A 22,992-nucleotide genomic window follows, 5' to 3' on the forward strand; every position below is an offset into this window, starting at 1 on the left:
CGTTCTCTCAGGCCGCCTGGGCCGGCATCGAAGTGTTGGTATGGGTCAGCTGGTTGTGGCGGTCCACGTAGACCAGGGTCGGCTTGAACTTCGCCGCCTCGGCCTCGTCGCACACGCCATAGGCGCAGATGATCACCAGGTCGCCCGGCTGGGCCTTGTGCGCGGCCGCGCCGTTGACCGAGATCACGCCGCTGCCCTCTTCGCCGCGGATCGCGTAGGTAACGAAGCGCTGGCCGTTGTTGACGTTGTAGATGTGGACCTGTTCGTACTCACGGATGCCGGAGATGTCGAGCAGGCGGCCGTCGATCGCGCAGGACCCTTCGTAGTGGAGCTCGGCATGGGTGACGGTGGCGCGGTGGATCTTGGCCTTGAGCAGATTGAGTTGCATGTTCTCACTCCGTCCGCGGACGCGCGGGCGCGAAAAACCGAAGTCTAGCAGCGCATGGCGCAGTGCAACATACTCGCCCCACCCCGCCCCTGGAACGGTGCATGTGCGTTCAGGCGGCGAATTCGAGGTTGTCGATCAGGCGGGTCTTGCCCAGTCGGGCCGCGATCAGGGCGACCCGCGCGGCGTCGCCGGGACCGGTGTCCGGCAGGCCAAGGTCGGGCCGGCGGATCGCGGCATAGTCGACGACGAAGCCGGCGGTTTGCAGGCGTTGGCTGGCTTCGGCCTCGACCGCCTCGCGCGTGCTGCCGGCCTGCACGGCCTGGCGCATCCACTGCAGGCAGCGGTGGATCTCGGCCGCGCGCGGGCGCTCCTGCTCGGACAGGTACTGGTTGCGCGAACTCATCGCCAGGCCGTCGGCCTCGCGCAGGGTGTCGGCGGCGACGATCTCGATCGGGAAAGCCAGGTCGCGCACCAGGTAACGGATCACCGCCAGCTGCTGGTAGTCCTTGCGCCCGAACACTGCCAGGTCCGGCCGGACCTGGTTGAACAGACGCGCGACCACGGTGGCGACGCCGTCGAAATGGCCGGGACGGTGCGCGCCCTCCAGGCCCTCGGTCACGTGCGGCACGCGCACCTCGACCGTGGCCTGCGGACCGTAGGGGTACATGGTCTCGACCGTGGGCAGCCACATCAGGTCGGCGCCCGCGGCCGACAAGCCGGCGGCGTCGGCCTCCGGCGTGCGCGGGTAGCGCCCGAAGTCCTCGTTCGGCCCGAACTGGGTCGGGTTCACGAACACGCTGACCACGACCCGGTCGGCGCGCGCGCGCGCCAGTTCGACCAGCGAATGGTGGCCGGCATGCAGATTGCCCATGGTCGGCACGAACGCGACGCGCAAACCGTCGCGACGCCAGGCGTCGATGGTGGAACGCAGTACGGCCAGATCGTCGACGGTCAGCATGCCTTGCTCGGTGGAGTGTCGAAGGAAACGTGCGGCGCCGACGGCGCCGACGCCATAGGCTGCGAATTACACGCGCTAACGCCGCCGATCACAACGTCTGCGCCGCAACGCTGGGTTCAACCGGCGTAGGAATGCGCCTCGTCGGGGAAGCGGCGTTCGCGCACGGCATCGGCGTAGGCGCGGAACGCGCCCTCGATCGAACCGCCCTCGGCCAGGAAATCCTTGACGAACTTAGGCCGGCGATGGCCGGAGTTCACGCCCAGCAGATCGTGCAGCACCAGCACCTGACCGTCGCATTGCACGCCCGCGCCGATGCCGATGGTCGGAATGGCGAGGTCGGCGGTGATGGCGGCGGCGACCGGGTTGGGCACGCACTCCAGCACCAGCAGCGAGGCGCCGGCGTCCTGGACCGCGCGCGCGTCCTCGCGCAGGCGCGCGGCGGCGGCCTCGTCGCGGCCCTGGACCTTGTAGCCGCCCAGGCGCAGCACCGATTGCGGGGTCAGGCCCAGGTGCGCGCAGACCGGGATCTCGCGCTCGACCAGGAAGCGGATCACGTCCAGCTTGTGGCCCGCGCCTTCCAGCTTGACCATCGCCGCGCCCGCCTGCAGCAAGGCGGTCGAGGCCTCGAGCGCGCGCTCGGGGGTGGCGTCGGACTGGAACGGCAGGTCGGCGATCAGCAGCGCCTTGGACAGGCCGCGCGCGACGCAGGCGGTGTGGTAGGCGATGTCGTCCACGCGCACCGGCAAAGTGCTGTTGTGCCCCTGCACCACCATGCCCAGCGAATCGCCGATCAACACCAGATCGATCCCGACCGCGTCCATGGTGCGCGCGAAGCCGGCGTCGTAGCAGGTCAGCATGACCAGCGGCCGGCCGTCGCGCTTGGCGTCGGCGAGCATGGGCACGGTCCAGGCGGTCTTGCGCGGGGTGTCGGTGGGGGCCGAGGTGTACATGGGGTCTGGGTCTCGCCCGGCCGATCGCCGGACGCTCGCGGGGGTAGCCCTATAACTTACCGCCTAAGCCAGGGTTTGTATGTCGCCGATCTCGAGCTGGGCCAAGGCGTCGCGCGCCGGCCCTATTCCCGGAATCTGCGCATCGGGCGCGATTTCCAGCAGCGGCAGCAGCGCGAACGCGCGCTGGTGCAGGTGCGGATGCGGCAGACGCAGGCCGGGGTCGTCGAGGCAGTGCTGGCCGTACAACAGCAGATCCAGGTCCAGCGTGCGCGGGCCCCAGCGGTCGCTGCCGTCCTCGCGGCGATCGCGACCGGCCTCGCGCTCGATCGCCAGCATCGCGCGCAACAGCGCCTGCGGCGCCAGCGTGGTTTCCAGCATGGCCGCGGCGTTGACGAAGTCCGGTTGCGCGGTCACACCCCAGGCCGGGGTGCGATACAGCGACGACGCGCGCAGCAGGCGTGTGCCCGGCAGCGCGGCCAGGGCTTCGAAGGCGCCGCGCAGGATCGCGGCGCTGTCGCCCAGGTTGCTGCCCAGGCCGACGAACGCGACCTCGGCCACGCTCATTCGCCGTCGTGGTGGTTCGTATCGATAGCGGCAGCGCCGGCCTCGGCTCCGCCGCCGTTACGGCGACGGCGGCGACGCTTGCGCGGCGCGCTGCCGGCCTCGGCGTCGGACGCCGGCTGCGCGTCCAACTGCGCGGCCAGCTCGTCGCCGGGTTTGCCCTGGGCTTCGCTCCAGAACGCGACATCGGCCGCGTGCTCGTTGGAGGCGGCCAGGCGTAGGTTGAGGAAGTCGTAGGCGGCACGGAAACGCGGATGCGACAGCAAACGGAACACGCGCTTGCGCTGGCGCTGCGAGAAGCGCGTCTGCAGCAGCCAGATCTCCTGCATCGGCAGCGAGAACCGGCGCGGCAGCGCGATCATCTCCAGCTGATGCACGGTGACCCGGTCGGCGGCGCGGCGCTGGGCCTCGACCGCATGCATGCCCTGCGCCTGCAGCGCCATCAGCGCGCGGCAATAGGCCGGCCACAGCAGCATCGCGAACAGGAACGCCGGCGACACCGGTTCGTCGTTGGCGACGCGGGTATCGGTGCCCTGCAGGCCTTCCAGCAGCATGCGGCGGAGCGCGCCGCTGCGATTGGATTTGAGCGCGGCCGCGGTCTCCGGCAGCAGCGCCGGCAGCAGACCGTAGCGCTCCAGGCCGAGGAAGCTCTGCACCGCGTGGCCGGACAGGAACAGCTTCAGGCATTCCTCGAACAGGCGCGCCGGCGCGGCGTCGCTGAGCAGCGAGGCCAGGGCCGGAATCGGCGCGGCGGTCGCGGCCTCGATCTCGAAGCCGAGCTTGGCCGCCAGACGCACCGCGCGCAGCATGCGCACCGGGTCTTCGCGATAGCGCGTTTCCGGATCGCCGATCAGCCGCATCAGGCGGTTCTGGACGTCCTCGAAACCGCCGGTGTAGTCGCGCACCGAGAAGTCCTCGACCGCGTAATACAGCGCGTTAGCGGTGAAGTCGCGGCGCACCGCGTCGTCCTCGATGCTGCCGTAGACGTTGTCGCGGACCAGGCGGCCGCCGTTGTCGGTTTCGCGGTCGCCGCTGCCGTCGTCGCTGTTGGCGCGGAAGGTCGCGACCTCGATGATCTCGCGGCCGTAGACCACGTGCGCCAGGCGAAAGCGGCGGCCGATCAGGCGGCAGTTGCGGAACAGGCCCTTGACCTGCTCCGGCGTGGCGTCGGTGGCGACGTCGAAGTCTTTGGGGTGGCCGCCGACGAGGATGTCGCGCACCGCGCCGCCCACCAGGTAGCCGCCGAAGCCGGCATCGCGCAGCCGATACAGCACGCGCAGCGCGTTCGGGCTGATTTCCTTGCGCGAGACGTTGTGCTGCTCGCGCGGGATCACCCGCAACATGGGATGGACGTAGTCGTGACCGGTAGGATTTTCGGGCTGCATCGAGCGGTCGTCGCCGCGTTTGGGATCGCTGCTGCGGGGCAGTGGATCGCTGTGGGAAGGTGAACGGCAACCGGTCGAGACCGGTTGCCGAGCGCTATTCAGCCCCCTATACTAGCAGGCCGCATACGATTGAGAGTCGGATGCGGGTTTAACCTGCTCCCTTCGTCTAGAGGCCTAGGACGTGGCCCTCTCAAGGCTAAAACACGAGTTCGAATCTCGTAGGGAGCGCCAAATTCGGAATGCGAGCCGCTCGCGGCCTTCCACCGTCGCCGGTGAGAACGTTCCTACAGACCGAGCCCGCGCAGCGATGCGCGGGCTTTTTCTTTGCCCGAGCGGTCAACCAGCGCGCCTCGATGAGAGTCGCTCGCAACAACCCGCCAGGCGGCGCGATCGGCTAGGTTTGCGCCCCCGCCTGTCGCTAAACTAGTCGCGACCGCTCACCCACGGAAGACCGTTCCATGCCCTTCGTCGTCACCGAGAACTGCATCAAGTGCAAGTACACCGACTGCGTCGAGGTGTGCCCGGTCGACTGTTTCCACGAAGGCCCGAACTTCCTGGTGATCGATCCGGACGAGTGCATCGACTGCACCCTGTGCGAGCCGGAATGCCCGATCAACGCGATCTATCCGGAAGACGACGTGCCGGCCGGACAGGAAGCGTTCGTGGCGCTCAACGCCGAACTCGCCAAGGCCTGGCCGGTGATCACCACCCGCAAGGACGCGCTGGCCGACGCCAAGGATTGGGAAGGCAAGACCGACAAGCTCGGCTTGCTGGAGCGCTGAGGGATTCGGGATTCGGGATTCGGGATTCGGGATTCGGGATTCGGGATTCGGGATTCGGGATTCGGGATTCGGGATTCGGGATTCGGGATTCGGGCAGAGCTTAAGCCGCGACGTAACTCCCGATTCGTCATACCCGCGAAGGCGGGTATCCAGTGACTTAAGCGCCTTGCAGCGACATAGGCACGCGTCCATTCAAGCGACGCAAGTCCGCCGCCCCTGCTTTGTCTAGCGCACACGCACAACCCGGCAAGAACACGCCCACGAATCGCGGCATCCGGCTACCTCCATAGCCAACAAGCCCGAGTCTCCCCACCCCATCCAAACAAAAACGGGCGCCTCTCGGCGCCCGTTCTGGTCGTGCCGCTTAGGCCGCGATCACTTGCTGCCCAGCGCTTCCTTCAGCGCCGCGATCAGCTTGATCGGCGGCTGGCCGGTGGCCGGCAGGCCGCGCGGATCGACCGCGGACACGTAAGCGCCGGCCTCGACCGCGCTCACGCGGACCAGGAAGTTGGCGCCTTCGTAGTTGACGTCGTAAGCGCCCAGCAACTGGGCGCGGCTGGCGACGGTCAGACCTTCGACCTTGGCCAACGCCTCGCCGACCTTGGCGTAAGCCTCGTCGCGGCTGCCGGCGGTGGTGAAGCCGATCGGCGAGGCGGCGCTGGCGACCGTGGTGGGCGCGCGCTCGGAGGCGGACACCGAACCGTTCGGGATCGCCATGGCGCCGTCGGTGCGCGGACGGTCGAGGTCCGGCGGCACTTCCAGCGGACGCTGCTCGGCGTTCTCGGCGTACAGCGGATTGCTGCCCTTGCGGAACCAGCTGCAACCGGCGGTGGCGACCAGGCCGATCAGCAGTGCGCCGACTGCGACGCGGGACAGGGAAACATTGGAACGCATGGGCAAATCTCCTGCGGGGTTCAGGCTGCGAGCGTAGCGCGGCAGTCGTGTTCTAGTTCGCGTACCAGCGCATGGGCGCTGGCGGCGGCGTCTTGGTGGGCGGCCGACAAGGCCGTCAGCGGCAGGCGCAGGCCGTGGCCGACGCCCTGGCGGGCGAGCACGGCCTTGACCGGGATCGGATTGGATTCGACGCCGAGGAAGTCGTAGAGCGGCGCCAGGCGCGCGTCCCAGGCCAGGGCCTCGTCGCGGCGGCCGGCGCGGGCCAGATCGGCCAGACGGCGAAACGAGGCCGGCACCAGGTTGGACGCGACCGAGACGATGCCGTCGGCGCCGGCCAGCATGGCCCGGCAGGCGGTCGGGTCGTCGCCGCTGAGCACGGCGAAGCCGGCGTCCTGCAAGGCCAGCAGCGCGCTCATGCGCTCGGGCTCGCTGCGCGCTTCCTTGATGCCGACGATGCGCGGATGCCCGGCGAGCTGGGCCACCGTTTCCGGCAGCAGATCGCAGCCGGTGCGGCCGGGCACGTTGTACAGCACCAACGGCAGGGCGCCGTCGTCGGCGATCGCGCGGTAATGCGCGACCAGGCCGGCCTGGGTCGGGCGCACGTAGGGCGGCGTCACCACCAGGGCGGCGTCGGCGCCCAGCGCGGCCACGCGGCGGGTCAGTTCGATGGTTTTGGCGGTGTTGGACAGGCCGGTGCCGGCCAACACCGGGACGCGCCCGGCGATCTGCTCCACCGCGGTGCGCAGCAGGGTGTCGTACTCGGGATCGTGCAGGGCCGCGGCCTCGCCGGTGGAACCGGCGACCACGACGGCCTGGGTACCGCCGTCGAGCTGCGCCGCCAGCAAGGCGCGCCAGGCATCGAGGTCGAGTTCGCCGGCCGCGTCGAACGGCGTGGCCAGCGCGGTGATGCTGCCGGAGAGTCGCAAGTGAGGGCCTTCGCGCGGAGCGCTGTGTGAGCGGCGGCACGGAATGCCGCCAAGTGCCGATGTTACTGCCTTGCGATGTTACTTGCGGGCCGAAAGCGCGGGCAAGTATGCTGGCTTCAGGCCGCAGCCCGTGCGCGGGCCGCCGTTCAGTATCCGAGCCACTCGCTCCCCTTGCAGGCGCCGCCTTGACCGATTCCGCTGCCCGGCCGTCGCCGAACGAAAATCACCTCCTGATCAACGCCTATACGACGCATCCGGAGTCGCCGCTGTTGTCGGTGACGCGCCGGATCGCCGATTCCGGCTGCAACCTGGTGGACGCGCGCCTGTCCACAGTGGGCCGGGACGTCTCCGTCACCGCGCTCGCGGTCGGCTCCTGGGACGCGGTCGCCAAGCTCGAAGCCATGCTCACGCGCCTGGAACGCGAGGAAGGCCTGAAGCTGGTCTGGTACCGGACCGGGCCCAAGCAGGTGCAATCCAATCTGTTGCCCTACATCGTCGAAGTGGTGGCCGCCGACAAGCCGGGGATCCTGTTCCAGCTCGCCGACTTCTTCGATCGCCAGGGCATCACCATCGAGAGCCTGCACTGTTCGCGCTACCGCGCCATGCAGACCGGCGCCGACATGTTCTCGGCCCAGGTGACCATCGGCGTGCCCTCCAGCATGCACATCGCCGCCCTGCGCGACGATTTCCTGGAGTTCTGCGATCACTTGAATCTCGATGCCATCATGGACCCGATGAAGTTCTGAGGATCTGACAGCACGCATGCTCGACACCGGTAACCGCCTCGACAAGACCGTTTCCTCCCTGCTCCTGGTGCTGTCCAGCGGCGAGACCGCGCAGCTGAAGGACTACGCCGGCCACTGGCTGGTGCTGTACTTCTATCCCAAGGACAGCACGCCGGGCTGCACCACCGAAGGCCTGGACTTCAACGCCCTGCTGCCCAAGTTCAAGAAGCTGGGCGCGACGGTGCTGGGCGTGTCGCGCGACTCGCTCAAGTCGCACCAGAACTTCTGCGCCAAGCAGGGCTTCAAGTTCGATCTGATCAGCGACAAGGACGAGGCCCTGTGCCAGGCCTTCGGCGTGATCAAGGAGAAAAGCCTGTACGGCCGCAAGTACATCGGCATCGAGCGCAGCACCTTCCTGATCGACCCCAAGGGCGTCATCGCCCAGTCATGGCGCCCGGTGAAAGTCTCCGGCCATGCCCAGGCCGTCCTGGACGCACTAAAGGCTGCGCAGACCCAGTGACCGCCCCTTTGTTCTCCGCTATCCGCCGTCCCGCCCCGCGGGCCACGGCGGCGCTGCCGTGCGCGCACGGCAGCGCCATCGCGTTCCACCCGTCGTATCCGCACCGCGCCGTACCCACCTGCCATGAGGCATCGGAATGACCCGAAGCAAGCGCATCTACGTCCTCGACACCAACGTGCTGATGCACGACCCGACCGCGCTATTCAAGTTCCAGGAACACGACGTGTACCTGCCGATGCAGGTCATCGAAGAGCTCGACAACGGCAAGAAAGGCACCTCCGAAGCCAGTCGCAACGCGCGTCAGGTCAGCCGCTTCCTCAACGAGCTGATCGAAGTCGAGGGCACCGACAAGATCGCCGTCGGCATCACCCTCAAGCGCCCGCAGGGCCTGCAGCTGCGCGGACAGGAGAGCATCGGCAAGCTGCGCTTCCAGACCGACTCCTTCGACAGCGGCAAGCGCTTCGGCGCGGTCATCCCGGACAACCACATCCTGGGCGCCATCCTCGCCCTCAAGGAGAGCGAGCCCGGCGTACCGGTGGTGTTCGTGTCCAAGGACATCAACCTGCGGATCAAGGCGGCGATCGCCGGAATCGCGTCGGAAGACTACGAGAACGACCGCGCGCTGGACGATTTCAGCCTGCTCTACACCGGCGCCACCGCACTGCCGGAGGATTTCTGGCAGCGCCACGGCAAGGACCTCAAGTCCTGGACCGAGAAGGGCCGCACCTATTACGAAATCGCGCGCACCCAGGACGACGACTGGTATCCGAACCAGTTCCTGTTCCTGCCCGGCGACGAGGAGTCCGAGCTCAAGGTCAGCAAGGTCGGCGACGATCGCGTGACCCTGCAGATCGTCGACGACTACCGCCATAACCAGCATGCGGTGTGGGGCATCATCGCGCGCAACCGCGAACAGAACTTCGCGCTCAACGCGCTGATGGATCCGGAGATCGACTTCGTCACCCTGCTGGGCACCGCCGGCACCGGCAAGACCCTGCTGGCCTTGGCCGCGGGCCTGGCCCAGACCATGGACCAGCAGCGCTATCGCGAGATCATCATGACCCGCGCCACGGTCAGCGTCGGCGAGGACATCGGCTTCCTGCCCGGCACCGAAGAGGAAAAGATGACGCCGTGGATGGGCGCGCTGACCGACAACCTGGAAGTGCTGACCCACAACCAGGAAGGCGGCGCCTGGGGCCGCGCGGCCACCAACGATCTGCTCGCCTCGCGCATCAAGATCCGCTCGATGAACTTCATGCGCGGGCGCACCTTCCTCAGCCGCTGGTTGATCCTGGACGAGGCCCAGAACCTCACGCCGAAGCAGATGAAGACCCTGATCACGCGTGCCGGCCCCGGCACCAAGATCGTCTGCCTGGGCAATGTCGAACAGATCGACACGCCCTACCTCACCGAGACCACCTCCGGCCTGACCTATGCGGTCGACCGCTTCAAGGGCTGGGCGCACAGCGCGCACGTGACCCTGCGCCGCGGCGAGCGTTCGCGCCTGGCGGACTACGCCTCGGAAGTGCTGTAAGCCATGCGCAAAAAGGGAAGCCGGCCTCGCGGCCGGCTTCCCGATACTCGTACCCTTGCGTTCGCCGGTACCGTCAGCGTCCGGGCACGCGACAACAAGTTGCGTTGATCTGGTAGCCGAGCACGCTCAACAGCGAACCGACCAGATCGCACTTCCAGCCCACCGGCTGGCCTCCGACCACGTTGGGTTCGGAGTTGCTGATCGCGATGCCGAGCACGCCGCCGCAACCGCCGCCGGTGACCGTATAGCCGGCCGGGCACGCGATGGTCTTGGTCTGCAGGCCGCTCAACAGCGCCAGCGAGCCGCTGGCTTGCGCCACGGTGCAGTCCAGCGCGGTGGCTTCCGGTTCCATGAAGTAGCCGGTCACGTCGATCACCAGCTCCGACTGCGCGTAGCTGTAGACGTTGAACTGGCTGGTGCAAGCCGGTCGGCACAAGGTGATCGACGACTCGTTCGACATGATGAAGCCGTTGGTGTAGTTCAACGACGATGCCAACGGCTTGGCTTCGTTGAACGGATACGCGGTGAAGTAGCCGTTGCCGCCCGGATACACCGACGTGATCTTGACCTGCAGCGAGGCTGCATTGGTCGGAATGCCGCAGTTCGACGGCGCGCCGCCCTGACTGGTGAAGTCGCTCGCGGTGTAGCCCTTGAAGCTGCGTTCGCCGTCGGCCAGGATCGGGCCGCCGACCACGCGGGTGTCGACAATCCGGCAGGGACTCAGCGGCGTGAAGACCAGATCGCTGCCGCTCGAGCCCAGCGCGGTGGGTTGCAGGTTGGGCTGGCCTTGCGCGGCCACGGCGGCGCTGGCGCCCGCGCCGCCCAGCAAAGCGGCGTTCATCTGCTCGAAGCTGCCCGCGCTGGCGGCCAGTTCGAGGTTGCCGAGGTCCGCCGTTTGCAGGGTGCCCTCCATCCGCTCGCTCCAGCCGGCCCCCATCGCCCCGTAATTGCGTTCCACATAAGGCGACCATCGCGCCACGATGTCCTGTGCCAGTTCTCCCCGCATCCCTTCCGGCGCCAAACCGGTCGTGTTGGTGCCGAACAGACCGACACCCACGGCCGCCGCCGGCAGTACCACAGCCAGCAGGGCGATCAGTATTTTGCCTTTCTTACGCATATAACCCCCGTATCCGTAATTTTGAGAGGGCGCCAGATTGCGTTTGACCAGCAGGAAATAATCACCAGAAACACCGGATGCGGGCGCATGCATCGGTGACGATAATGCTTATCCGCCGTCTGATAATGCTGCAACGTCTGATTTCACTAACGTGAATAGCTGCGGAGGTGACGAAATAGGGCATATCCCGCCGATACGCGGTTCCGCGTGTGACGCGTTACTCAATCCACACCAATCGTGCCTCGTAGCGCTATCGCGTTAGCGAAATACTGAGGCATGATCCCGGACAGTCTTAGGGGAGATCACCCATGGCGGCTTTACCGGAGCGCATACGGCGCGCCCGTAGTTTGTCCCGGATTTCCCAACTCGCCCTAGCCAACATGGTCGGCGTACAACGCAGCGCGGTCGCGCAGTGGGAGCGCAAGGACGGCAGCCATCCCTCGATGCATCATTTGATCGCGATAGCCTTGGCCACCGGGGTTTGTCTGGAATGGCTGGGCACCGGACGCGGCCCGGTCAAACCCGGCGAGGACGCCTGGACCCCGGCCATGCGCACCGACGATTACGCCCAGGACGATATTGAATCGGAGTGCTTGGATGCTCTGAGGAAAATCCCTTTCCAGATTAGAAAGCAAATCGTCGGATTGATTTCGTTGGTATCGCGAAATTATTAATCCCCCGATCTGGGTATAAACCACCACGAGCGCGCCGAAAATGTAGGCCGCGAAAACGGCGCATTATCGACCGTCCCCGCGAGGGGGCCGCGGTGTCCGCAATTCCCGGTTTTGCGCGAACGACCGTGACGGCTGCGCGGCCGGGGGATGCGATATCGTCTGCGGACCCCACCCCACGCCGCGCCAGCCCTAGATGACCCCTGCCCCGATTTCCGCCCTCACCATCGCCGGGTCCGACTCCGGCGGCGGCGCCGGCATCCAGGCCGACCTCAAGACCTTCGCCGCCCACCGGGTGCACGGGCTCAGCGCGATCGCCGCCCTGACCGCCCAGCACACCCGTGGGGTAAGCGCGGTGCATGTCCCGGACCTGGGCTTCCTGCGCGCCCAGATCGACGCCTGCTTCGAAGACTTCGACATCCGCGCGGTCAAGCTGGGCATGCTCGCCAATGCCGCGGTCATCGAAACCGTGGCGGCGGCGCTGGAACGTTATAGGCCGCCGCGGCTGGTGCTGGACCCGGTCATGGTCGCGACCTCGGGCGCGCGCCTGCTCGAACCCGAAGCCCTGGCCGCGCTGCGCACCCGCCTGCTGCCGCTGGCAACCGTGATCACCCCCAACCTGCCCGAAGCCGAGCTGCTGCTGGGCACGACGATTGCCGACCAAGCCGCGATGCGCGCCGCGATCGGCGCGCTGCGCGCGCTGGGCGCGAACGCGGTGCTGCTCAAGGGCGGCCATCTGGCCGGAGACGGCGACGTGGTCGACTACCTGGGCGACGAACACGGCCTGCATGCGATCGCGCACCCGCGCTTGCGCCTGCAAGCGCACGGCACCGGCTGCACGCTGGCCTCAGCCGTTGCGGCGCAGCTGGCCCTGGGCCGCGACCTGCGCGCGGCCTGCGACGCCGGCGCCGACTACGTGCACGCCGCGTTGCGCGGCGGCTATCGCCCCGGTCGCAGCGATATCGTGGTGCTGGACCACTACGGCGCCGCCGCATGAGCGATCCGATCCAAGCCCTGGAATTGCCGCTGCAATCGGACGACGGCCATCGCTGGCAAGTGCTCGCGCGCGTGCCGCGCGCGCCGCAGGCGAGCCTGTTGTGGCTGCCCGCGCTGGGCGTGGCCGCCAAGCACTACCTGCCCTACGCGCAGGCCCTGGCCGAGCGCGGCGTCGCCGTGTTCGTGCACGAATGGCGCGGCAACGGCGGCAGCAGCTTGCGCGCCGATCGCGCCCACGACTGGGGCTACCGCGAATTGCTGTTGCACGATCTGCCGCGCAGCGAAACGGCGGTGGCGACGCAACTGCCGGACCTGCCGCGCATCCTCGGCGGCCACAGCCTGGGCGGGCAGCTTGCCTGCTGCCGGCTGGGCCTGCTTGCGCGCGACGCCGCGGCCGAGCGCCCCACGCGCTTGTGGCTGGTCGCCAGTGGCGCGCCGTACTGGCGCGCGTTTCCGCCGCGCTCGCGCTGGTGGCTGCCGTTCGCCTATCGCTTCCTGTCCTGGCTGGCGGACCGCCGTGGCGCCCTGCCAGGCCGCAAGGTCGGCTTCGGCGGCGACGAGGCGCGCGGGCTGATCCGCGACTGGTCGCGCAGCGCGCTCAGCGGGCGCTACGCCGCGGCCGGCGTCGATATCGACCTGGAGGCGGCGATGGCTCAAGTCGAGGTCGACACCCACGCGCTGGTGCTGGACAGCGACTGGCTGGCACCGGAATCCTCGCTGCGCTTCCTGTTGTCCAAGCTGCCGCGCACGCAGGCGCGGGTCGAGACCCTGGACGGCCGCACGCTGGGTACGCGCGCCGACCATTTCGCCTGGATGAAGCAGCCCGGCGCGATCGCCGCGCTGCTCGCGCGCTGAACGCCACGCTTGCGCTAAGCGCTTGCAGGCGGGTTTTACGCTGAATTTACGCCCGCCGCCGCGGGCGGAATGGAGGTTTTACGGCTCGGGTTTCGAGAATGGCGATGTGGCCGATCCGGCTTCGTTCGCAACTCGGAACCCGAAATGTCGATGCAACCGCTGCGCCTGCGCGAGGCGTCCACTCCCCTGATTTTCGCCGTCTGCAGCGGCATCGGCCTGCTCGCCCTGGGCGCACGCGCCGATGCCGGCACGCTGACCGGCAATGCCGCGCTGACCACCGACTACGTCTGGCGCGGTACCACCCAGACCCAAGGCGACCCGGCCGCGCAGGCCGGTTTCAAGTTCGCCGGCGACTCCGGCTTCTACGGGTCGGTGTGGGGATCGAACGTCGAGTTCGCGCCCAGCACCCACGCCAGCAGCGAGTTGGACTTCACCCTCGGTTGGGCCGGCAAGCTTTCCAAGGACTGGGCGCTGGACGTCAACGTCCTGCACTACCGCTACCCCTCGACCACGGTCGACCTCAACTGGACCGAGCTCAACGGTACTTTGACCTACGCCGACAACTACTGGCTGTCGCTGGGCTATTCGAACGAAGCGCTGGGCAGCCGCGACAGCGGCGTCTACACCCAACTCGGCGCCAAGTTTCCGATCAACGACAAGTTCCGCCTCGAAGCCGCCGCCGGCTACTACTACCTCGACGACGTCTACAACGAGAGCTATGCGCACGGCCAGCTGAGCGCGGTGTGGGCGATCAAGGCCCCGCTGGAGCTGCGCCTGACCGCGCACGCCACCGATTCCGGCGCCAAGAAGATCTTCGGCGACGACTACGCAGGCGACCGCATCGAAGCGGCGCTGCAAGCATCCTTCTAAGGGAGTCACCTCATGCCTGCCTGGCTCGCTCTGGTTTGCGCGGTATCGGCGCTCGTCGCCGGCGCCTACCTGCTCTACGTCGTCCTGCGCCCGGAAGACTTCTAAGCGCGCTGGACGGCACGCGGCGCCTGGATGGCGACGCGGCGACATCGATGACGCGGGCCCGGCGATGCCAGGCCCGCGCGCCATCCGCGGCAGCCCTGGAGGGTTCGTCGCGGATCACTTTCTGTCTGGTTGACGACGATGATCGACATTCTTCTAGTATTCGCGCTCGCGATCGCCCTGGGCTGGCCCTTGGGCCTGTACCTCGCTCGCGTGATGCGCGGCGCGCCCTCCAAGCTGGACCGTGTGTTCGGACCGTTCGAGCGCGCGATCTATCGCGCACTCGGCACCGACCCGACGCGCGGTATGAGCTGGCGCGGTTACGCCAAGGCCTTCGCGCTGAGCAATCTGGTCTTGGCCGTGTTGGTGTGGCTGCAGTTCATGACCCAGGCCTGGCTGCCGTTGAATCCCGACGACATCCCGAACCTGCGTTGGGACACCGCGCTGCACACGATGGTGTCGTTCCTGACCAACACCAATCAGCAGCACTACTCCGGCCAGGCGCAGCTGAGCTACCTCTCGCAGATGGTCGGCATCGTCGGCCTGCAGGTGGTGACGCCGATGATGGGCCTGGCGATGGTGGTAGCGACCTTGCGCGGCTTGTTTGGCGGCCGTCAGGCGATGGAGGCGCGCCAGGATGCCTGCGAAAACGCCGACGCTAGCGCCACGCAGCGCGAATCGACCTCGGGACCGGTGTACGGCGCGCGTCAGCCGGTCAAGGCCGCTGCGCCCGCGGAAGGCGAGGCCCGCGACCTGGGCAACTACTGGGCCGACGTGACCCGCGCCACCCTGCGCTTCATGCTGCCGCTGTGCCTGTTGTGGGCGCTGATGCTGACCGCGCAGGGCGTGCCCTCGACGCTGAGCGCCGGCCCCAGCGTGCGGCCGATCGACGCCTCGGTGGAGATGAAGGAGCAGAAGATCCCGCTGGGCCCGGTCGCGCCCATGGTCGCGGCCAAGCAACTGGGCACCAACGGCGGCGGCTGGTACGGCCCCAACAGCGCGGTGCCGCTGGAGAATCCGACGCCGTTCTCCAACCTGCTCGAAATCCTCGCGATCGTGCTGATCCCGATCTCGGTGACCTTCATGATCGGTCCCTTCACCGGTCGCCGCCGGCTCACCGCGATGGTGTTCGGCAGCATGCTGCTGATGTCGGCCGTCTCCACCGGCGCCACGGTGTGGTCGGAGGCGTACTCGCCGACCAGCACCGACAGTGCGCTGATGGAAGGCAAGGAAGTGCGTTTCGGCGCCACCACCTCGGCGCTGTGGACGGCGGTCACCACCCAGACCAGCAACGGCTCGGTCAACGCAATGCACGATTCGCTGGCGCCGCTGACCGGCGGCGTGGCCCTGGTCAACATGCTGGTGAACGCCATCTGGGGCGGCATCGGCTGCGGCCTGCAGCAGTTCCTGGTCTATCTGCTGCTGGCGGTGTTCCTGGCCGGGCTGATGACCGGGCGCACGCCCGAGCTGTTCGGACGCAAGATCGAAGCGCCCGAGGTGCGCCTGCTGGCGCTGCTGATCCTGTTGCAGCCGCTGGTGGTGCTGGGCTTCACCGCGCTGACGCTGGCGCTGCCCTCGATCACCGGCAACTCCAATCCGGGTTTCCACGGCATCAGCCAGGTGTTCTACGAGTACACCTCGGCCTTCGCCAACAACGGTTCGGGTTTCGAAGGCCTGGGCGACGCGACCTACTGGTGGAACCTGAGCTGTTCGGCGGTGCTGGCGCTGGGCCGCTATCCGGCCCTGATCGTGCCCCTGGCCGTGGCCGGCCTGCTCGCGCGCAAACGCGTCGCCCCGGAAGGCAGCGGCACCCTGCACGTCGAAACGCCGACCTTCGCCCTGACCCTGATCGCGGTGATCGCGATCCTGACCGTCCTGCAATTCATGCCTGCGCTGGTGCTGGGCCCGGTGGCCGATCACCTGTCGCTGGCCGCCGCGTCGACCGCCAACTCGCCGTCGCCGGCTCTCTGAGGTAATGACCGTGAGCGAACAAACACATTTGGGTACCCAACGCCGCCACGCCGCGGCCGGGCTGGACGGCGCGGCCTTGCGCATCGCCCTGCTCGAATCCTTCCGCAAACTGTCGCCGCGCCAGGCCCTGCGCAGCCCGGTGATGGCGATCGTGCTGCTGGGCACGATCTTGTCGGCGCTGATCACCTTCACCACGCCCGGCCGCCTCGGCTTCGGTATCGCGGTCACGCTGGTGCTGTTCGTCACCGTGCTGTTCGCGAACTTCGCCGAGGCCGTGGCCGAAGCGCGCGGGCGCGGCCAGGCCGCGTCCCTGCGCGCCGCGCGCCGCGACCTGGTCGCGCGCCGGCTCGACGACCGCCGCGCCGAGACGCGCGTGGCCGCCACCCAGCTCAAACCCGGCGATCTGGTGATCGTGTCGGAGAACGAGTTGGTTCCGGCCGACGGCGAGATCGTCGAAGGCGTGGCCAGCATCAACGAGTCGGCGGTCACCGGCGAATCCGCGCCGGTGCTGCGCGAGGCCGGCACCGACCGCTCCGGCGTGATCGGCGGCACCAAGGTGCTGTCGGACTGGATCGTGGTGCGGGTCAGCGCCGAGCCGGGCGGCAGCTTCCTCGACCGCATGATCGCGCTGGTCGAAGGCGCCAACCGCCAGAAGACCCCGAACGAGATCGCCCTGACCATGCTGTTGGCGGCGATGACGCTGACCTTCCTGATCGTGGTCGCGACCCTGCCGCTGCTGGCCGGCTTCGTCGGCGCCAAGCTCGATCCGCTGCTGCTGATCGCGCTGCTGGTGTGCCTGATCCCGACCACCATCGGCGGCCTGCTGCCCGCGATCGGCATCGCCGGCATGAACCGCGCGCTGTCGGCCAACGTGCTGGCGAAATCCGGCAAGGCGGTGGAAGTGGCCGGCGACGTCGACGTACTGCTGCTGGACAAGACCGGCACCATCACCCACGGCGACCGCCAGGCCACCGCCTTCCATCCGCTGGCCGGCGTCGACCGCAGCCAACTGCGCGATGCCGCCCTGCTGTCGTCGCTGGCCGACCCGACCCCGGAAGGCAAGTCGATCGTGCGCCTGGCGCGCGAGCAGCACAGCGCCGTGGCCGAGCCCGAGCGCGCGCACTACCTGCAGTTCACCGCGCAGACGCGCATGTCCGGCGTCGATCTGGAAGACGGCCGCGCGATCCGCAAGGGCGCCGGCGATGCGATCGGCCAGTACGTGCGCTCGCTGGGCGGCCAGGTCGTGCCCGAACTCGCCGCGCGCATCGAACAGGTCGCGCGCGGCGGCGCCACCCCGCTGGTGGTGTCCGAAGGCCGCCACGTCCTGGGCGTGGTCGAACTGTCCGACGTGGTCAAGCACGGCGTCAAGGAACGCTTCGCCCGGCTGCGCGCGATGGGCGTGCGCACGGTGATGATCACCGGCGACAACCCGCTGACCGCCGCCGCGATCGCCGCCGAGGCCGGTGTCGACGACTACATCGCCGAGGCGCGGCCGGAGGATAAGCTCGCGCGCATCCGCGCCGAGCAGGCCGGCGGCCGTCTGGTCGCGATGGTCGGCGACGGCACCAACGACGCTCCGGCGCTGGCCCAGGCCGACGTCGGCCTGGCCATGAACTCGGGCACCCAGGCCGCCAAGGAGGCCGGCAACATGGTCGATCTGGACTCGGACCCGGCCAAGCTGCTGGCGGTGGTCGAGGTCGGCAAACAACAGCTGATCACGCGCGGCGCGCTGACCACGTTCTCGCTCGCCAACGACGTCTCCAAGTACTTCGCGATCCTGCCGGCGCTGTTCGCCGCGGCGATCCCGCAGATGGCGGCCTTGAACGTGATGCGGCTGTCGAGCCCGAGCAACGCCGTGCTGGCCGCGCTGATCTTCAACGCGATCATCATCCCGGCGCTGATTCCGCTGGCCCTGGCCGGCGTGCGCTTCAAGCCCGCCAGCGCGGTCGTGCTGCTGCGCCGGAACATGCTGATCTACGGCGTCGGCGGCGTGCTGCTGCCGTTCGTGGGCATCAAGCTGATCGACATGGCCTTGGCCGCGCTCTCCTGACGCCGGCGCCCTCCTCCATAGGACTTCCGATGAACACCGCTACCCACAACCCTCAGGCCGTCGCGATCGACGATCGCATCGGCGCGCGCGCGCCGCTGCTGTTCGCCTTGGTCGCCCTGCTCGGCTTCGGCCTGCTGTACTCCCTGGTCGGCGCCGCCTTGGGCCGACTGGCCTTTCCCTGGCAGGCCACCGGCAGCCTGGCGATGCTGGACGGCCAGGCGCGCGGCTCGATCCTGGTGGCGCAGCCGTTCGACGACGCGCGCTACTTCCAGCCGCGTCCTTCGGCCGCCAACTACGACCCGATGGCCGCCGCCGGCAGCAACCTGGCGCGCACCAATCCGGACCTGCGCAAGCGCATGGCCGAGACCGCGCTGGCGGTCGCCGAACGCGACGGCATCGCGTTGTCCGACGTACCGGCCGAGCTGACTACCCAGTCCGGCGGCGGCCTGGACCCGCATTTGTCGCCGCGGGCGGCGCAGGTGCAGGTCGCGCGCGTCGCCAAGGCGCGCGGCCTGTCGGCCGCCGAGGTCGATGCGCTGGTGGTCGCGCACACGCAGCCGCGCCAGTTCGGCGTGCTGGGCGAACCGCGCGTCAACGTGCTGGAACTCAATCTGGCGCTGGACGCGCGGCGCTAGCCCGGCGCGCGCGTTGCGCCCTTCGCGGCGGCGAGGGCGCAACGCGACGCAAGCCGTCCCCGCGTCGCAAGCACCAACGAGGCGCCGCCCACGTCTTCACTACGCCGCCGATAATTCGGAGCGCACAATGCCGCCCATGACCGATGCCCGCAGCGCCCAGGCCGACGCCCTGATCGGCGAACTCCAACGCCAGGGCGCCGGCCGCCTGACCGTTTTCCTCGGCGCCGCGCCCGGCGTGGGCAAGACCTACGCCATGCTCAGCCGCGCGCGCGAGTTGCAGCGCCGCGGCAGCGAGGTCGTGGTCGGCATCGTCGAGACCCACGGCCGCGCCGAGACCGGCGCCCTGGTCGAGGGCCTGGAACTGCTGCCGCGCAAGCGCATCGACTACCAGGGCCGCACGATCGAGGAAATGGACCTCGATGCCCTGCTCGCACGCCGACCCAAACTGGCCCTGGTCGATGAGCTCGCGCACCGCAATGCGCCCGGCAGCCGCCACGAACGACGCTGGCAGGACGTGGTGGAACTGCTGGACGCCGGCATCGACGTCTACAGCACCGTCAACATCCAACACCTGGAAAGCCTCAACGATGTCGTCCACCGCATCACCGGCGTGCGCGTGGCCGAGACCGTGCCCGATGCGCTGTTCGACCGCCTGCGCGACATTGTCCTGGTCGATCTGCCGCCGCGCGAACTGATCGAGCGCCTGCAGCAGGGCAAGGTCTACGTGCCCGAGCAGGCCGCGCATGCGCTGCAGGCCTTCTTCTCGCCCAGCAACCTCACCGCCTTGCGCGAGCTGGCGATGCAGACCGCCGCCGATCGCGTCGACAGCGACCTGCGCGAGGCCCAGACCGCGCGCGGCCTGCCCGGCGTGCCGCTGCGGCGCGGCGTGCTGGTCGCGATCGACGGCCGCGGCCAATCCGAATACCTGGTGCGGATCGCGCGCCGCCTGGCCGAACGCCGCGACGCCCCCTGGACGGTGGTGACGGTGCAGACCGGCGCCGCGCCGCAGGACGCCCAGCAACTCGAACTCGACCGCGCCTTCGCCCTCGCGCGCCGCCTCGGCGGCGATGCGGTGGTGCTGCACGGCCCCAGCATCGTCGACGCCCTGCTCGACCACGCCGCGCGCGCCGGCGTCAGCGCGATCGTGCTCGGGCGCACGCGCGAGCGCCCGTTCGCGCGCATGTTCAATCGCACGCTCACCCAGCAGTTGATCCAGCGCGGCGCCCATTACGAACTGACCATCGTCAGCACGCCGGAAGCGCGCGCCAAGGCGCGCCGCGCGCTGCGCCCGCTGCGCGGCCTGCTGACCCGCTCCGACGCCGGCCTGGCAGTGATCGCGGCGGCCATGGCCACCGCGCTGGCGTGGATCGCCGAACGCTGGATCGGCCTGGACGATCTGTCGCTGATCTTCATCGTCGCGGTGGTGGTGGTGGCCGCGCGCACGCGCATGACCGCGGCGGTGATCGCGGCGGTGCTGTGCTTCTTCGCCTACAACTTCTTCTTCATCGATCCGCGCTACACCCTGCTGATCGGCGCCAGCCAGGGCGTGACCACGGTGGTGCTGTTCCTGGTCGCGGCCCTGGTCGCCGGGCGCCTGGCCTCGAAACTGCGCACCCAGGTGCTGGCGCTGCGCGCGGCCAACGCGCACGCGATCGCGCTGCAGGCCCTGGGCCGCCAGCTCGCCGCGGCCGCCGATCTGGGCCAGGTGACCCAGGCCGGCCGCGATGCGCTGCGGCGCTCGCTGGGCGCGGACGCGATCGTGCGCGTCGGCGATGCGAGCGCGCACGGCGCCGACTTGCCCGAGCTGAGCGACAAGGACCGCGCGGCCGCCGACTGGAGCCTGCGCCACCGCCAGCCGGCCGGACGCTACACCGACACCCTGGCCGGCTCGGACTGGTGGTTCCTGCCGCTGGCCAGCGGCGGCGACGGCGGCGTGATCGGCCTGCGCTTTGCGCAAGGCATGGGCCGGCTTGGGCCGGAGCAGCAGCGCCTGGCCGAGGCCATGGCCGAGGACATCGCCCAGGCGGCGGTGCGCACGCGCCTGGTCGCCGACCTGGAGAACGCGCGCGTCAGCGGCGAAACCGAGCGCCTGCGCTCGGCGCTGCTGTCGTCGGTGTCGCACGACCTGCGCTCGCCGCTGGCGGCGATCATCGGCGCGGCCAGCAGCCTGGACAACTACGCCGAGGCGATGAGCCGCGAGGACCGCCACAGCCTGCTGGAGACGGTGCGCATCGAAGGCGAGCGCCTGGACCGCTACATCCAGAACCTGCTGGACATGACCCGGCTCGGCCACGGCGGGCTCACCCTCAATCGCGATTGGATCGGCGTCGACGAGCTGATCGGCTCGGCGGTCACGCGTTTGCAACGCTACGAGCCGAACGCACGCTTCGAACTGCGCCTGGAACCCGGGCTGGGACCGATCTGGGTGCACCCGGCCCTGGTCGAGCAGGCCTTGTTCAACGTGCTGGAGAACGCGGCCAAATTCTCCCCGCCGGGCGAGGTGGTCACGGTCGAGGCGCGCCGTGTCGACGAGCAACTGCGCATCGACGTGCGCGACCGCGGCCCCGGCATTCCCGAGGACGAGCGCAAGCGCATCTTCGACATGTTCTATAGCGTCGAGCGCGGCGATCGCGGCCGCCAGGGCACCGGCCTGGGCCTGGCGATCTGCCAGGGCATGATCGGCGCCCACGGCGGCAGCGTCGAAGCCCTGCCCGGTGCGGATGGCCGCGGCACCACGATCCGCATTACCCTGCCCCCCATCGAACCCGCCGCGCCCGCCACCGCATGACCGAGGACTCCGCCGCCAGTGCCGCCACCCAGACCGCACGCGTGCTGGTGGTCGACGACGAGCCGCAGATCCGCAAGTTCCTCGACATCAGCCTGCGCGCGCAGGGTTACGCGGTGGAAACCGCCGACACCGGCGCCGGCGGCCTGGAGGCGCTTGCCACCCACGGCGCCGACCTGGTGATCCTCGACCTGGGCCTGCCCGATCGCGACGGCCATGAGGTGTTGCGCGAGCTGCGCCAGTGGTCCTCGGTGCCGGTGATCCTGCTCACCGTGCGCGCCGGCGAAGCCGAGAAGGTCGCCGCGCTCGATGCCGGCGCCAACGACTACGTGACCAAGCCCTTCGGCGTACAGGAACTGATGGCGCGCGTGCGCGCCCTGCTGCGCTCGCACGCGACCCAGGGCGAAGCGCTGCCGGTGTTCGACGACGGCCGCCTGCGCGTCGATCTGGCGCGGCGCGAGGTCCGCCTGGACGGTGAGAGCGTCGCCTTGGCGCGCAAGGAGTACGCCTTGCTCGCCCTGCTGGTCCAGCACGCCGGCCGCGTGGTCACCCAGCCGCAGCTGCTGCGCGAGCTGTGGGGGCCGACCCATCAGCACGACACCCACTACCTGCGCATCCTGGTCGGCAAACTGCGCCACAAGCTGGGCGACGACGCGGCGGCGCCGCGCTACATCGTTACCGAGCCGGGCGTGGGTTTGCGCTTTATCGAGCGGCGCTAGCGAGGGGCTATACGGCGCGGGACGATGCCGCGAATTCGTGCGTGTCGCTTTATGCGGGAGCGGCGCAAGCCGCGATCTGCGCGGCAACCGGAAGGTCGCGATCGCGGCTTACGCCGCTCTCACAGGGGCGGTAGGTCCATGCGCGAAGCCAGGCTGCATGGTGACTGGGAGGCGTGGGAGGTGCTGTTCGCTTGGACGCATGCCTTCCAACGCGGCACGCGCGCAAAGCAAAAAGGCCGACAAGGTTCGCTTGTCGGCCTTTTGCTTTTTATATGGTGCGCCCGGAGAGATTCGAACTCCCGACCCCCAAGTTCGTAGCCTGGTGCTCTATCCAGCTGAGCTACGGGCGCGCAGTCGAAGAATTATGACGGAACCGCTCTAAATCGTCAAACATTTCGATGCTTTTTCTACGTCCGATTTCGTTCGCATTTAACGCTTACGAACGAAACCTTCCGCAGACAAAAGCCGCCCCAAGGCGGCCTTCGTGACAACTGGCGGAGACTGAGGGATTCGAACCCTCGATGGAGCTTTTGACCCCATACTCCCTTAGCAGGGGAGCCCCTTCGGCCTCTCGGGCAAGTCTCCGCGGAAACACGTA

Annotated in this window: 22 protein-coding genes and 3 tRNA genes; 15 read left to right on the forward strand and 10 right to left on the reverse strand. The window is 68.7% G+C overall.

Annotation, left to right across the window (positions count from 1 at the left end):
• Window positions 1-7: 7 nt before the first annotated feature.
• The 5 genes from panD to pcnB all read right to left on the reverse strand — a co-directional run bounded on the left by panD (window position 8) and on the right by pcnB (window position 4,242).
• The gene (gene panD / locus ASE43_RS04195) at window positions 8-388 is read right to left on the reverse strand and encodes an aspartate 1-decarboxylase (RefSeq protein ID WP_056175616.1); all 381 of its coding nucleotides are present in this window, start codon (window positions 386-388) and stop codon (window positions 8-10) included.
• Between the two features lie 109 nt (window positions 389-497).
• Window positions 498-1,346 (reverse strand): pantoate--beta-alanine ligase, encoded by an 849-nt coding sequence (gene panC / locus ASE43_RS04200; RefSeq protein ID WP_057159554.1) that lies wholly within the window; start codon window positions 1,344-1,346, stop codon window positions 498-500.
• A gap of 116 nt (window positions 1,347-1,462) precedes the next feature.
• A complete protein-coding gene (gene panB, locus ASE43_RS04205; protein ID WP_057159555.1) occupies window positions 1,463-2,296 on the reverse strand; it encodes a 3-methyl-2-oxobutanoate hydroxymethyltransferase in 834 nt (277 codons plus the stop codon).
• 63 nt (window positions 2,297-2,359) lie between these two features.
• Window positions 2,360-2,860, reverse strand: a complete 501-nt coding sequence (gene folK / locus ASE43_RS04210; protein ID WP_056175625.1) for a 2-amino-4-hydroxy-6-hydroxymethyldihydropteridine diphosphokinase — start codon at window positions 2,858-2,860, stop codon at window positions 2,360-2,362.
• Window positions 2,857-4,242: a polynucleotide adenylyltransferase PcnB gene (gene pcnB / locus ASE43_RS04215; RefSeq protein WP_056175628.1), complete on the reverse strand. Its 1,386-nt coding sequence runs from the start codon at window positions 4,240-4,242 to the stop codon at window positions 2,857-2,859. Before pcnB ends, folK begins: the two co-directional genes overlap by 4 nt.
• A 155-nt stretch (window positions 4,243-4,397) precedes the next feature.
• On the opposite strand from pcnB, the gene ASE43_RS04220 reads away from it, so the two are divergent.
• Both ASE43_RS04220 and fdxA read left to right on the forward strand, forming a co-directional pair.
• Window positions 4,398-4,473: transfer RNA gene (locus tag ASE43_RS04220), tRNA-Glu, on the forward strand.
• 227 nt (window positions 4,474-4,700) lie between these two features.
• Window positions 4,701-5,024: a ferredoxin FdxA gene (fdxA, locus tag ASE43_RS04225; protein WP_056175631.1), complete on the forward strand. Its 324-nt coding sequence runs from the start codon at window positions 4,701-4,703 to the stop codon at window positions 5,022-5,024.
• A gap of 375 nt (window positions 5,025-5,399) precedes the next feature.
• Here fdxA and ASE43_RS04230 read toward each other — a convergent pair whose 3' ends face one another.
• Together ASE43_RS04230 and dapA are read right to left on the reverse strand one after the other, a co-directional pair.
• Window positions 5,400-5,918 carry a hypothetical protein gene (locus ASE43_RS04230; RefSeq protein WP_056175634.1) on the reverse strand — a complete coding sequence of 173 codons (519 nt, stop codon included), beginning with the start codon at window positions 5,916-5,918 and terminating at the stop codon, window positions 5,400-5,402.
• Between the two features lie 20 nt (window positions 5,919-5,938).
• Window positions 5,939-6,844, reverse strand: coding sequence for a 4-hydroxy-tetrahydrodipicolinate synthase (dapA, locus tag ASE43_RS04235; protein WP_057159556.1), 906 nt, complete (start codon window positions 6,842-6,844; stop codon window positions 5,939-5,941).
• Between the two features lie 107 nt (window positions 6,845-6,951).
• On the opposite strand from dapA, the gene ASE43_RS04240 reads away from it, so the two are divergent.
• The 3 genes from ASE43_RS04240 to ASE43_RS04250 all read left to right on the forward strand — a co-directional run bounded on the left by ASE43_RS04240 (window position 6,952) and on the right by ASE43_RS04250 (window position 9,623).
• Complete coding sequence (locus ASE43_RS04240; RefSeq protein WP_157489304.1) at window positions 6,952-7,590, forward strand: glycine cleavage system protein R; 639 nt, start codon at window positions 6,952-6,954, stop codon at window positions 7,588-7,590.
• A 16-nt stretch (window positions 7,591-7,606) separates the two neighbouring features.
• Entirely contained in the window at window positions 7,607-8,089 is a 483-nt protein-coding gene (locus ASE43_RS04245; RefSeq protein WP_057159557.1) for a peroxiredoxin, read from the forward strand.
• 136 nt (window positions 8,090-8,225) lie between these two features.
• Window positions 8,226-9,623 carry a PhoH family protein gene (locus tag ASE43_RS04250; RefSeq protein ID WP_057159558.1) on the forward strand — a complete coding sequence of 466 codons (1,398 nt, stop codon included), beginning with the start codon at window positions 8,226-8,228 and terminating at the stop codon, window positions 9,621-9,623.
• A gap of 73 nt (window positions 9,624-9,696) precedes the next feature.
• On the opposite strand, the gene ASE43_RS04255 is transcribed toward ASE43_RS04250, so the two are convergent.
• The gene (locus tag ASE43_RS04255; RefSeq protein WP_056175650.1) at window positions 9,697-10,740 is read right to left on the reverse strand and encodes a hypothetical protein; all 1,044 of its coding nucleotides are present in this window, start codon (window positions 10,738-10,740) and stop codon (window positions 9,697-9,699) included.
• A gap of 308 nt (window positions 10,741-11,048) precedes the next feature.
• Between ASE43_RS04255 and ASE43_RS04260 the strand changes: the two genes are divergently transcribed.
• The 10 genes from ASE43_RS04260 (at window position 11,049) to ASE43_RS04305 (ending at window position 22,394) form a co-directional block, all read left to right on the forward strand.
• A complete protein-coding gene (locus tag ASE43_RS04260; protein WP_056175654.1) occupies window positions 11,049-11,414 on the forward strand; it encodes a helix-turn-helix transcriptional regulator in 366 nt (121 codons plus the stop codon).
• 193 nt (window positions 11,415-11,607) lie between these two features.
• Window positions 11,608-12,408, forward strand: a complete 801-nt coding sequence (thiD, locus tag ASE43_RS04265; RefSeq protein WP_057159559.1) for a bifunctional hydroxymethylpyrimidine kinase/phosphomethylpyrimidine kinase — start codon at window positions 11,608-11,610, stop codon at window positions 12,406-12,408.
• Window positions 12,405-13,262, forward strand: coding sequence for an alpha/beta hydrolase (locus ASE43_RS04270; protein ID WP_057159560.1), 858 nt, complete (start codon window positions 12,405-12,407; stop codon window positions 13,260-13,262). The genes thiD and ASE43_RS04270 overlap by 4 nt, the downstream gene beginning before the upstream one ends.
• A gap of 144 nt (window positions 13,263-13,406) precedes the next feature.
• Window positions 13,407-14,132, forward strand: a complete 726-nt coding sequence (locus ASE43_RS04275; RefSeq protein ID WP_235567161.1) for a TorF family putative porin — start codon at window positions 13,407-13,409, stop codon at window positions 14,130-14,132.
• Between the two features lie 12 nt (window positions 14,133-14,144).
• A complete protein-coding gene (locus tag ASE43_RS04280; protein WP_056175663.1) occupies window positions 14,145-14,237 on the forward strand; it encodes a potassium-transporting ATPase subunit F in 93 nt (30 codons plus the stop codon).
• A gap of 138 nt (window positions 14,238-14,375) precedes the next feature.
• Window positions 14,376-16,205, forward strand: a complete 1,830-nt coding sequence (gene kdpA, locus ASE43_RS04285) for a potassium-transporting ATPase subunit KdpA (protein ID WP_057159561.1) — start codon at window positions 14,376-14,378, stop codon at window positions 16,203-16,205.
• Window positions 16,206-16,233: 28 nt separating this feature from the next.
• Window positions 16,234-18,255 carry a potassium-transporting ATPase subunit KdpB gene (kdpB, locus tag ASE43_RS04290; RefSeq protein ID WP_235567181.1) on the forward strand — a complete coding sequence of 674 codons (2,022 nt, stop codon included), beginning with the start codon at window positions 16,234-16,236 and terminating at the stop codon, window positions 18,253-18,255.
• 29 nt (window positions 18,256-18,284) lie between these two features.
• Window positions 18,285-18,890 carry a potassium-transporting ATPase subunit KdpC gene (gene kdpC / locus ASE43_RS04295; RefSeq protein WP_056175672.1) on the forward strand — a complete coding sequence of 202 codons (606 nt, stop codon included), beginning with the start codon at window positions 18,285-18,287 and terminating at the stop codon, window positions 18,888-18,890.
• A 136-nt stretch (window positions 18,891-19,026) separates the two neighbouring features.
• On the forward strand, window positions 19,027-21,678 hold the full coding sequence (locus tag ASE43_RS04300; RefSeq protein WP_057159562.1) for a sensor histidine kinase KdpD: 2,652 nt from the start codon (window positions 19,027-19,029) through the stop codon (window positions 21,676-21,678).
• The gene (locus ASE43_RS04305) at window positions 21,675-22,394 is read left to right on the forward strand and encodes a response regulator (RefSeq protein WP_057159563.1); all 720 of its coding nucleotides are present in this window, start codon (window positions 21,675-21,677) and stop codon (window positions 22,392-22,394) included. Before ASE43_RS04300 ends, ASE43_RS04305 begins: the two co-directional genes overlap by 4 nt.
• A 273-nt stretch (window positions 22,395-22,667) precedes the next feature.
• On the opposite strand, the gene ASE43_RS04310 is transcribed toward ASE43_RS04305, so the two are convergent.
• Window positions 22,668-22,744: transfer RNA gene (locus ASE43_RS04310), tRNA-Arg, on the reverse strand.
• A 142-nt stretch (window positions 22,745-22,886) separates the two neighbouring features.
• A tRNA-Ser gene (locus tag ASE43_RS04315) sits at window positions 22,887-22,979 on the reverse strand.
• Window positions 22,980-22,992 lie beyond the last annotated feature (13 nt).

This window comes from Lysobacter sp. Root983 (genome assembly GCF_001429345.1).
Taxonomy (GTDB): Bacteria; Pseudomonadota; Gammaproteobacteria; order Xanthomonadales; family Xanthomonadaceae; genus Lysobacter.

Excerpts from the sequence above, each read along its gene's own strand:
- panC (WP_057159554.1), bottom strand. The coding sequence starts at position 1,346 with ATGCTGACCGTCGACGATCTGGCCGTACTGCGTTCCACCATCGACGCC.
- kdpC (WP_056175672.1), top strand. The coding sequence starts at position 18,285 with ATGAACACCGCTACCCACAACCCTCAGGCCGTCGCGATCGACGATCGC.
- ASE43_RS04240 (WP_157489304.1), top strand. The coding sequence starts at position 6,952 with ATGCTGGCTTCAGGCCGCAGCCCGTGCGCGGGCCGCCGTTCAGTATCC.
- ASE43_RS04305 (WP_057159563.1), top strand. The coding sequence starts at position 21,675 with ATGACCGAGGACTCCGCCGCCAGTGCCGCCACCCAGACCGCACGCGTG.
- ASE43_RS04255 (WP_056175650.1), bottom strand. The coding sequence starts at position 10,740 with ATGCGTAAGAAAGGCAAAATACTGATCGCCCTGCTGGCTGTGGTACTG.
- ASE43_RS04260 (WP_056175654.1), top strand. The coding sequence starts at position 11,049 with ATGGCGGCTTTACCGGAGCGCATACGGCGCGCCCGTAGTTTGTCCCGG.
- ASE43_RS04275 (WP_235567161.1), top strand. The coding sequence starts at position 13,407 with ATGTCGATGCAACCGCTGCGCCTGCGCGAGGCGTCCACTCCCCTGATT.
- kdpA (WP_057159561.1), top strand. The coding sequence starts at position 14,376 with ATGATCGACATTCTTCTAGTATTCGCGCTCGCGATCGCCCTGGGCTGG.
- ASE43_RS04300 (WP_057159562.1), top strand. The coding sequence starts at position 19,027 with ATGACCGATGCCCGCAGCGCCCAGGCCGACGCCCTGATCGGCGAACTC.
- thiD (WP_057159559.1), top strand. The coding sequence starts at position 11,608 with ATGACCCCTGCCCCGATTTCCGCCCTCACCATCGCCGGGTCCGACTCC.
- ASE43_RS04250 (WP_057159558.1), top strand. The coding sequence starts at position 8,226 with ATGACCCGAAGCAAGCGCATCTACGTCCTCGACACCAACGTGCTGATG.
- pcnB (WP_056175628.1), bottom strand. The coding sequence starts at position 4,242 with ATGCAGCCCGAAAATCCTACCGGTCACGACTACGTCCATCCCATGTTG.
- panB (WP_057159555.1), bottom strand. The coding sequence starts at position 2,296 with ATGTACACCTCGGCCCCCACCGACACCCCGCGCAAGACCGCCTGGACC.
- fdxA (WP_056175631.1), top strand. The coding sequence starts at position 4,701 with ATGCCCTTCGTCGTCACCGAGAACTGCATCAAGTGCAAGTACACCGAC.
- ASE43_RS04270 (WP_057159560.1), top strand. The coding sequence starts at position 12,405 with ATGAGCGATCCGATCCAAGCCCTGGAATTGCCGCTGCAATCGGACGAC.
- ASE43_RS04230 (WP_056175634.1), bottom strand. The coding sequence starts at position 5,918 with ATGCGTTCCAATGTTTCCCTGTCCCGCGTCGCAGTCGGCGCACTGCTG.
- folK (WP_056175625.1), bottom strand. The coding sequence starts at position 2,860 with ATGAGCGTGGCCGAGGTCGCGTTCGTCGGCCTGGGCAGCAACCTGGGC.
- panD (WP_056175616.1), bottom strand. The coding sequence starts at position 388 with ATGCAACTCAATCTGCTCAAGGCCAAGATCCACCGCGCCACCGTCACC.
- ASE43_RS04280 (WP_056175663.1), top strand. The coding sequence starts at position 14,145 with ATGCCTGCCTGGCTCGCTCTGGTTTGCGCGGTATCGGCGCTCGTCGCC.
- ASE43_RS04245 (WP_057159557.1), top strand. The coding sequence starts at position 7,607 with ATGCTCGACACCGGTAACCGCCTCGACAAGACCGTTTCCTCCCTGCTC.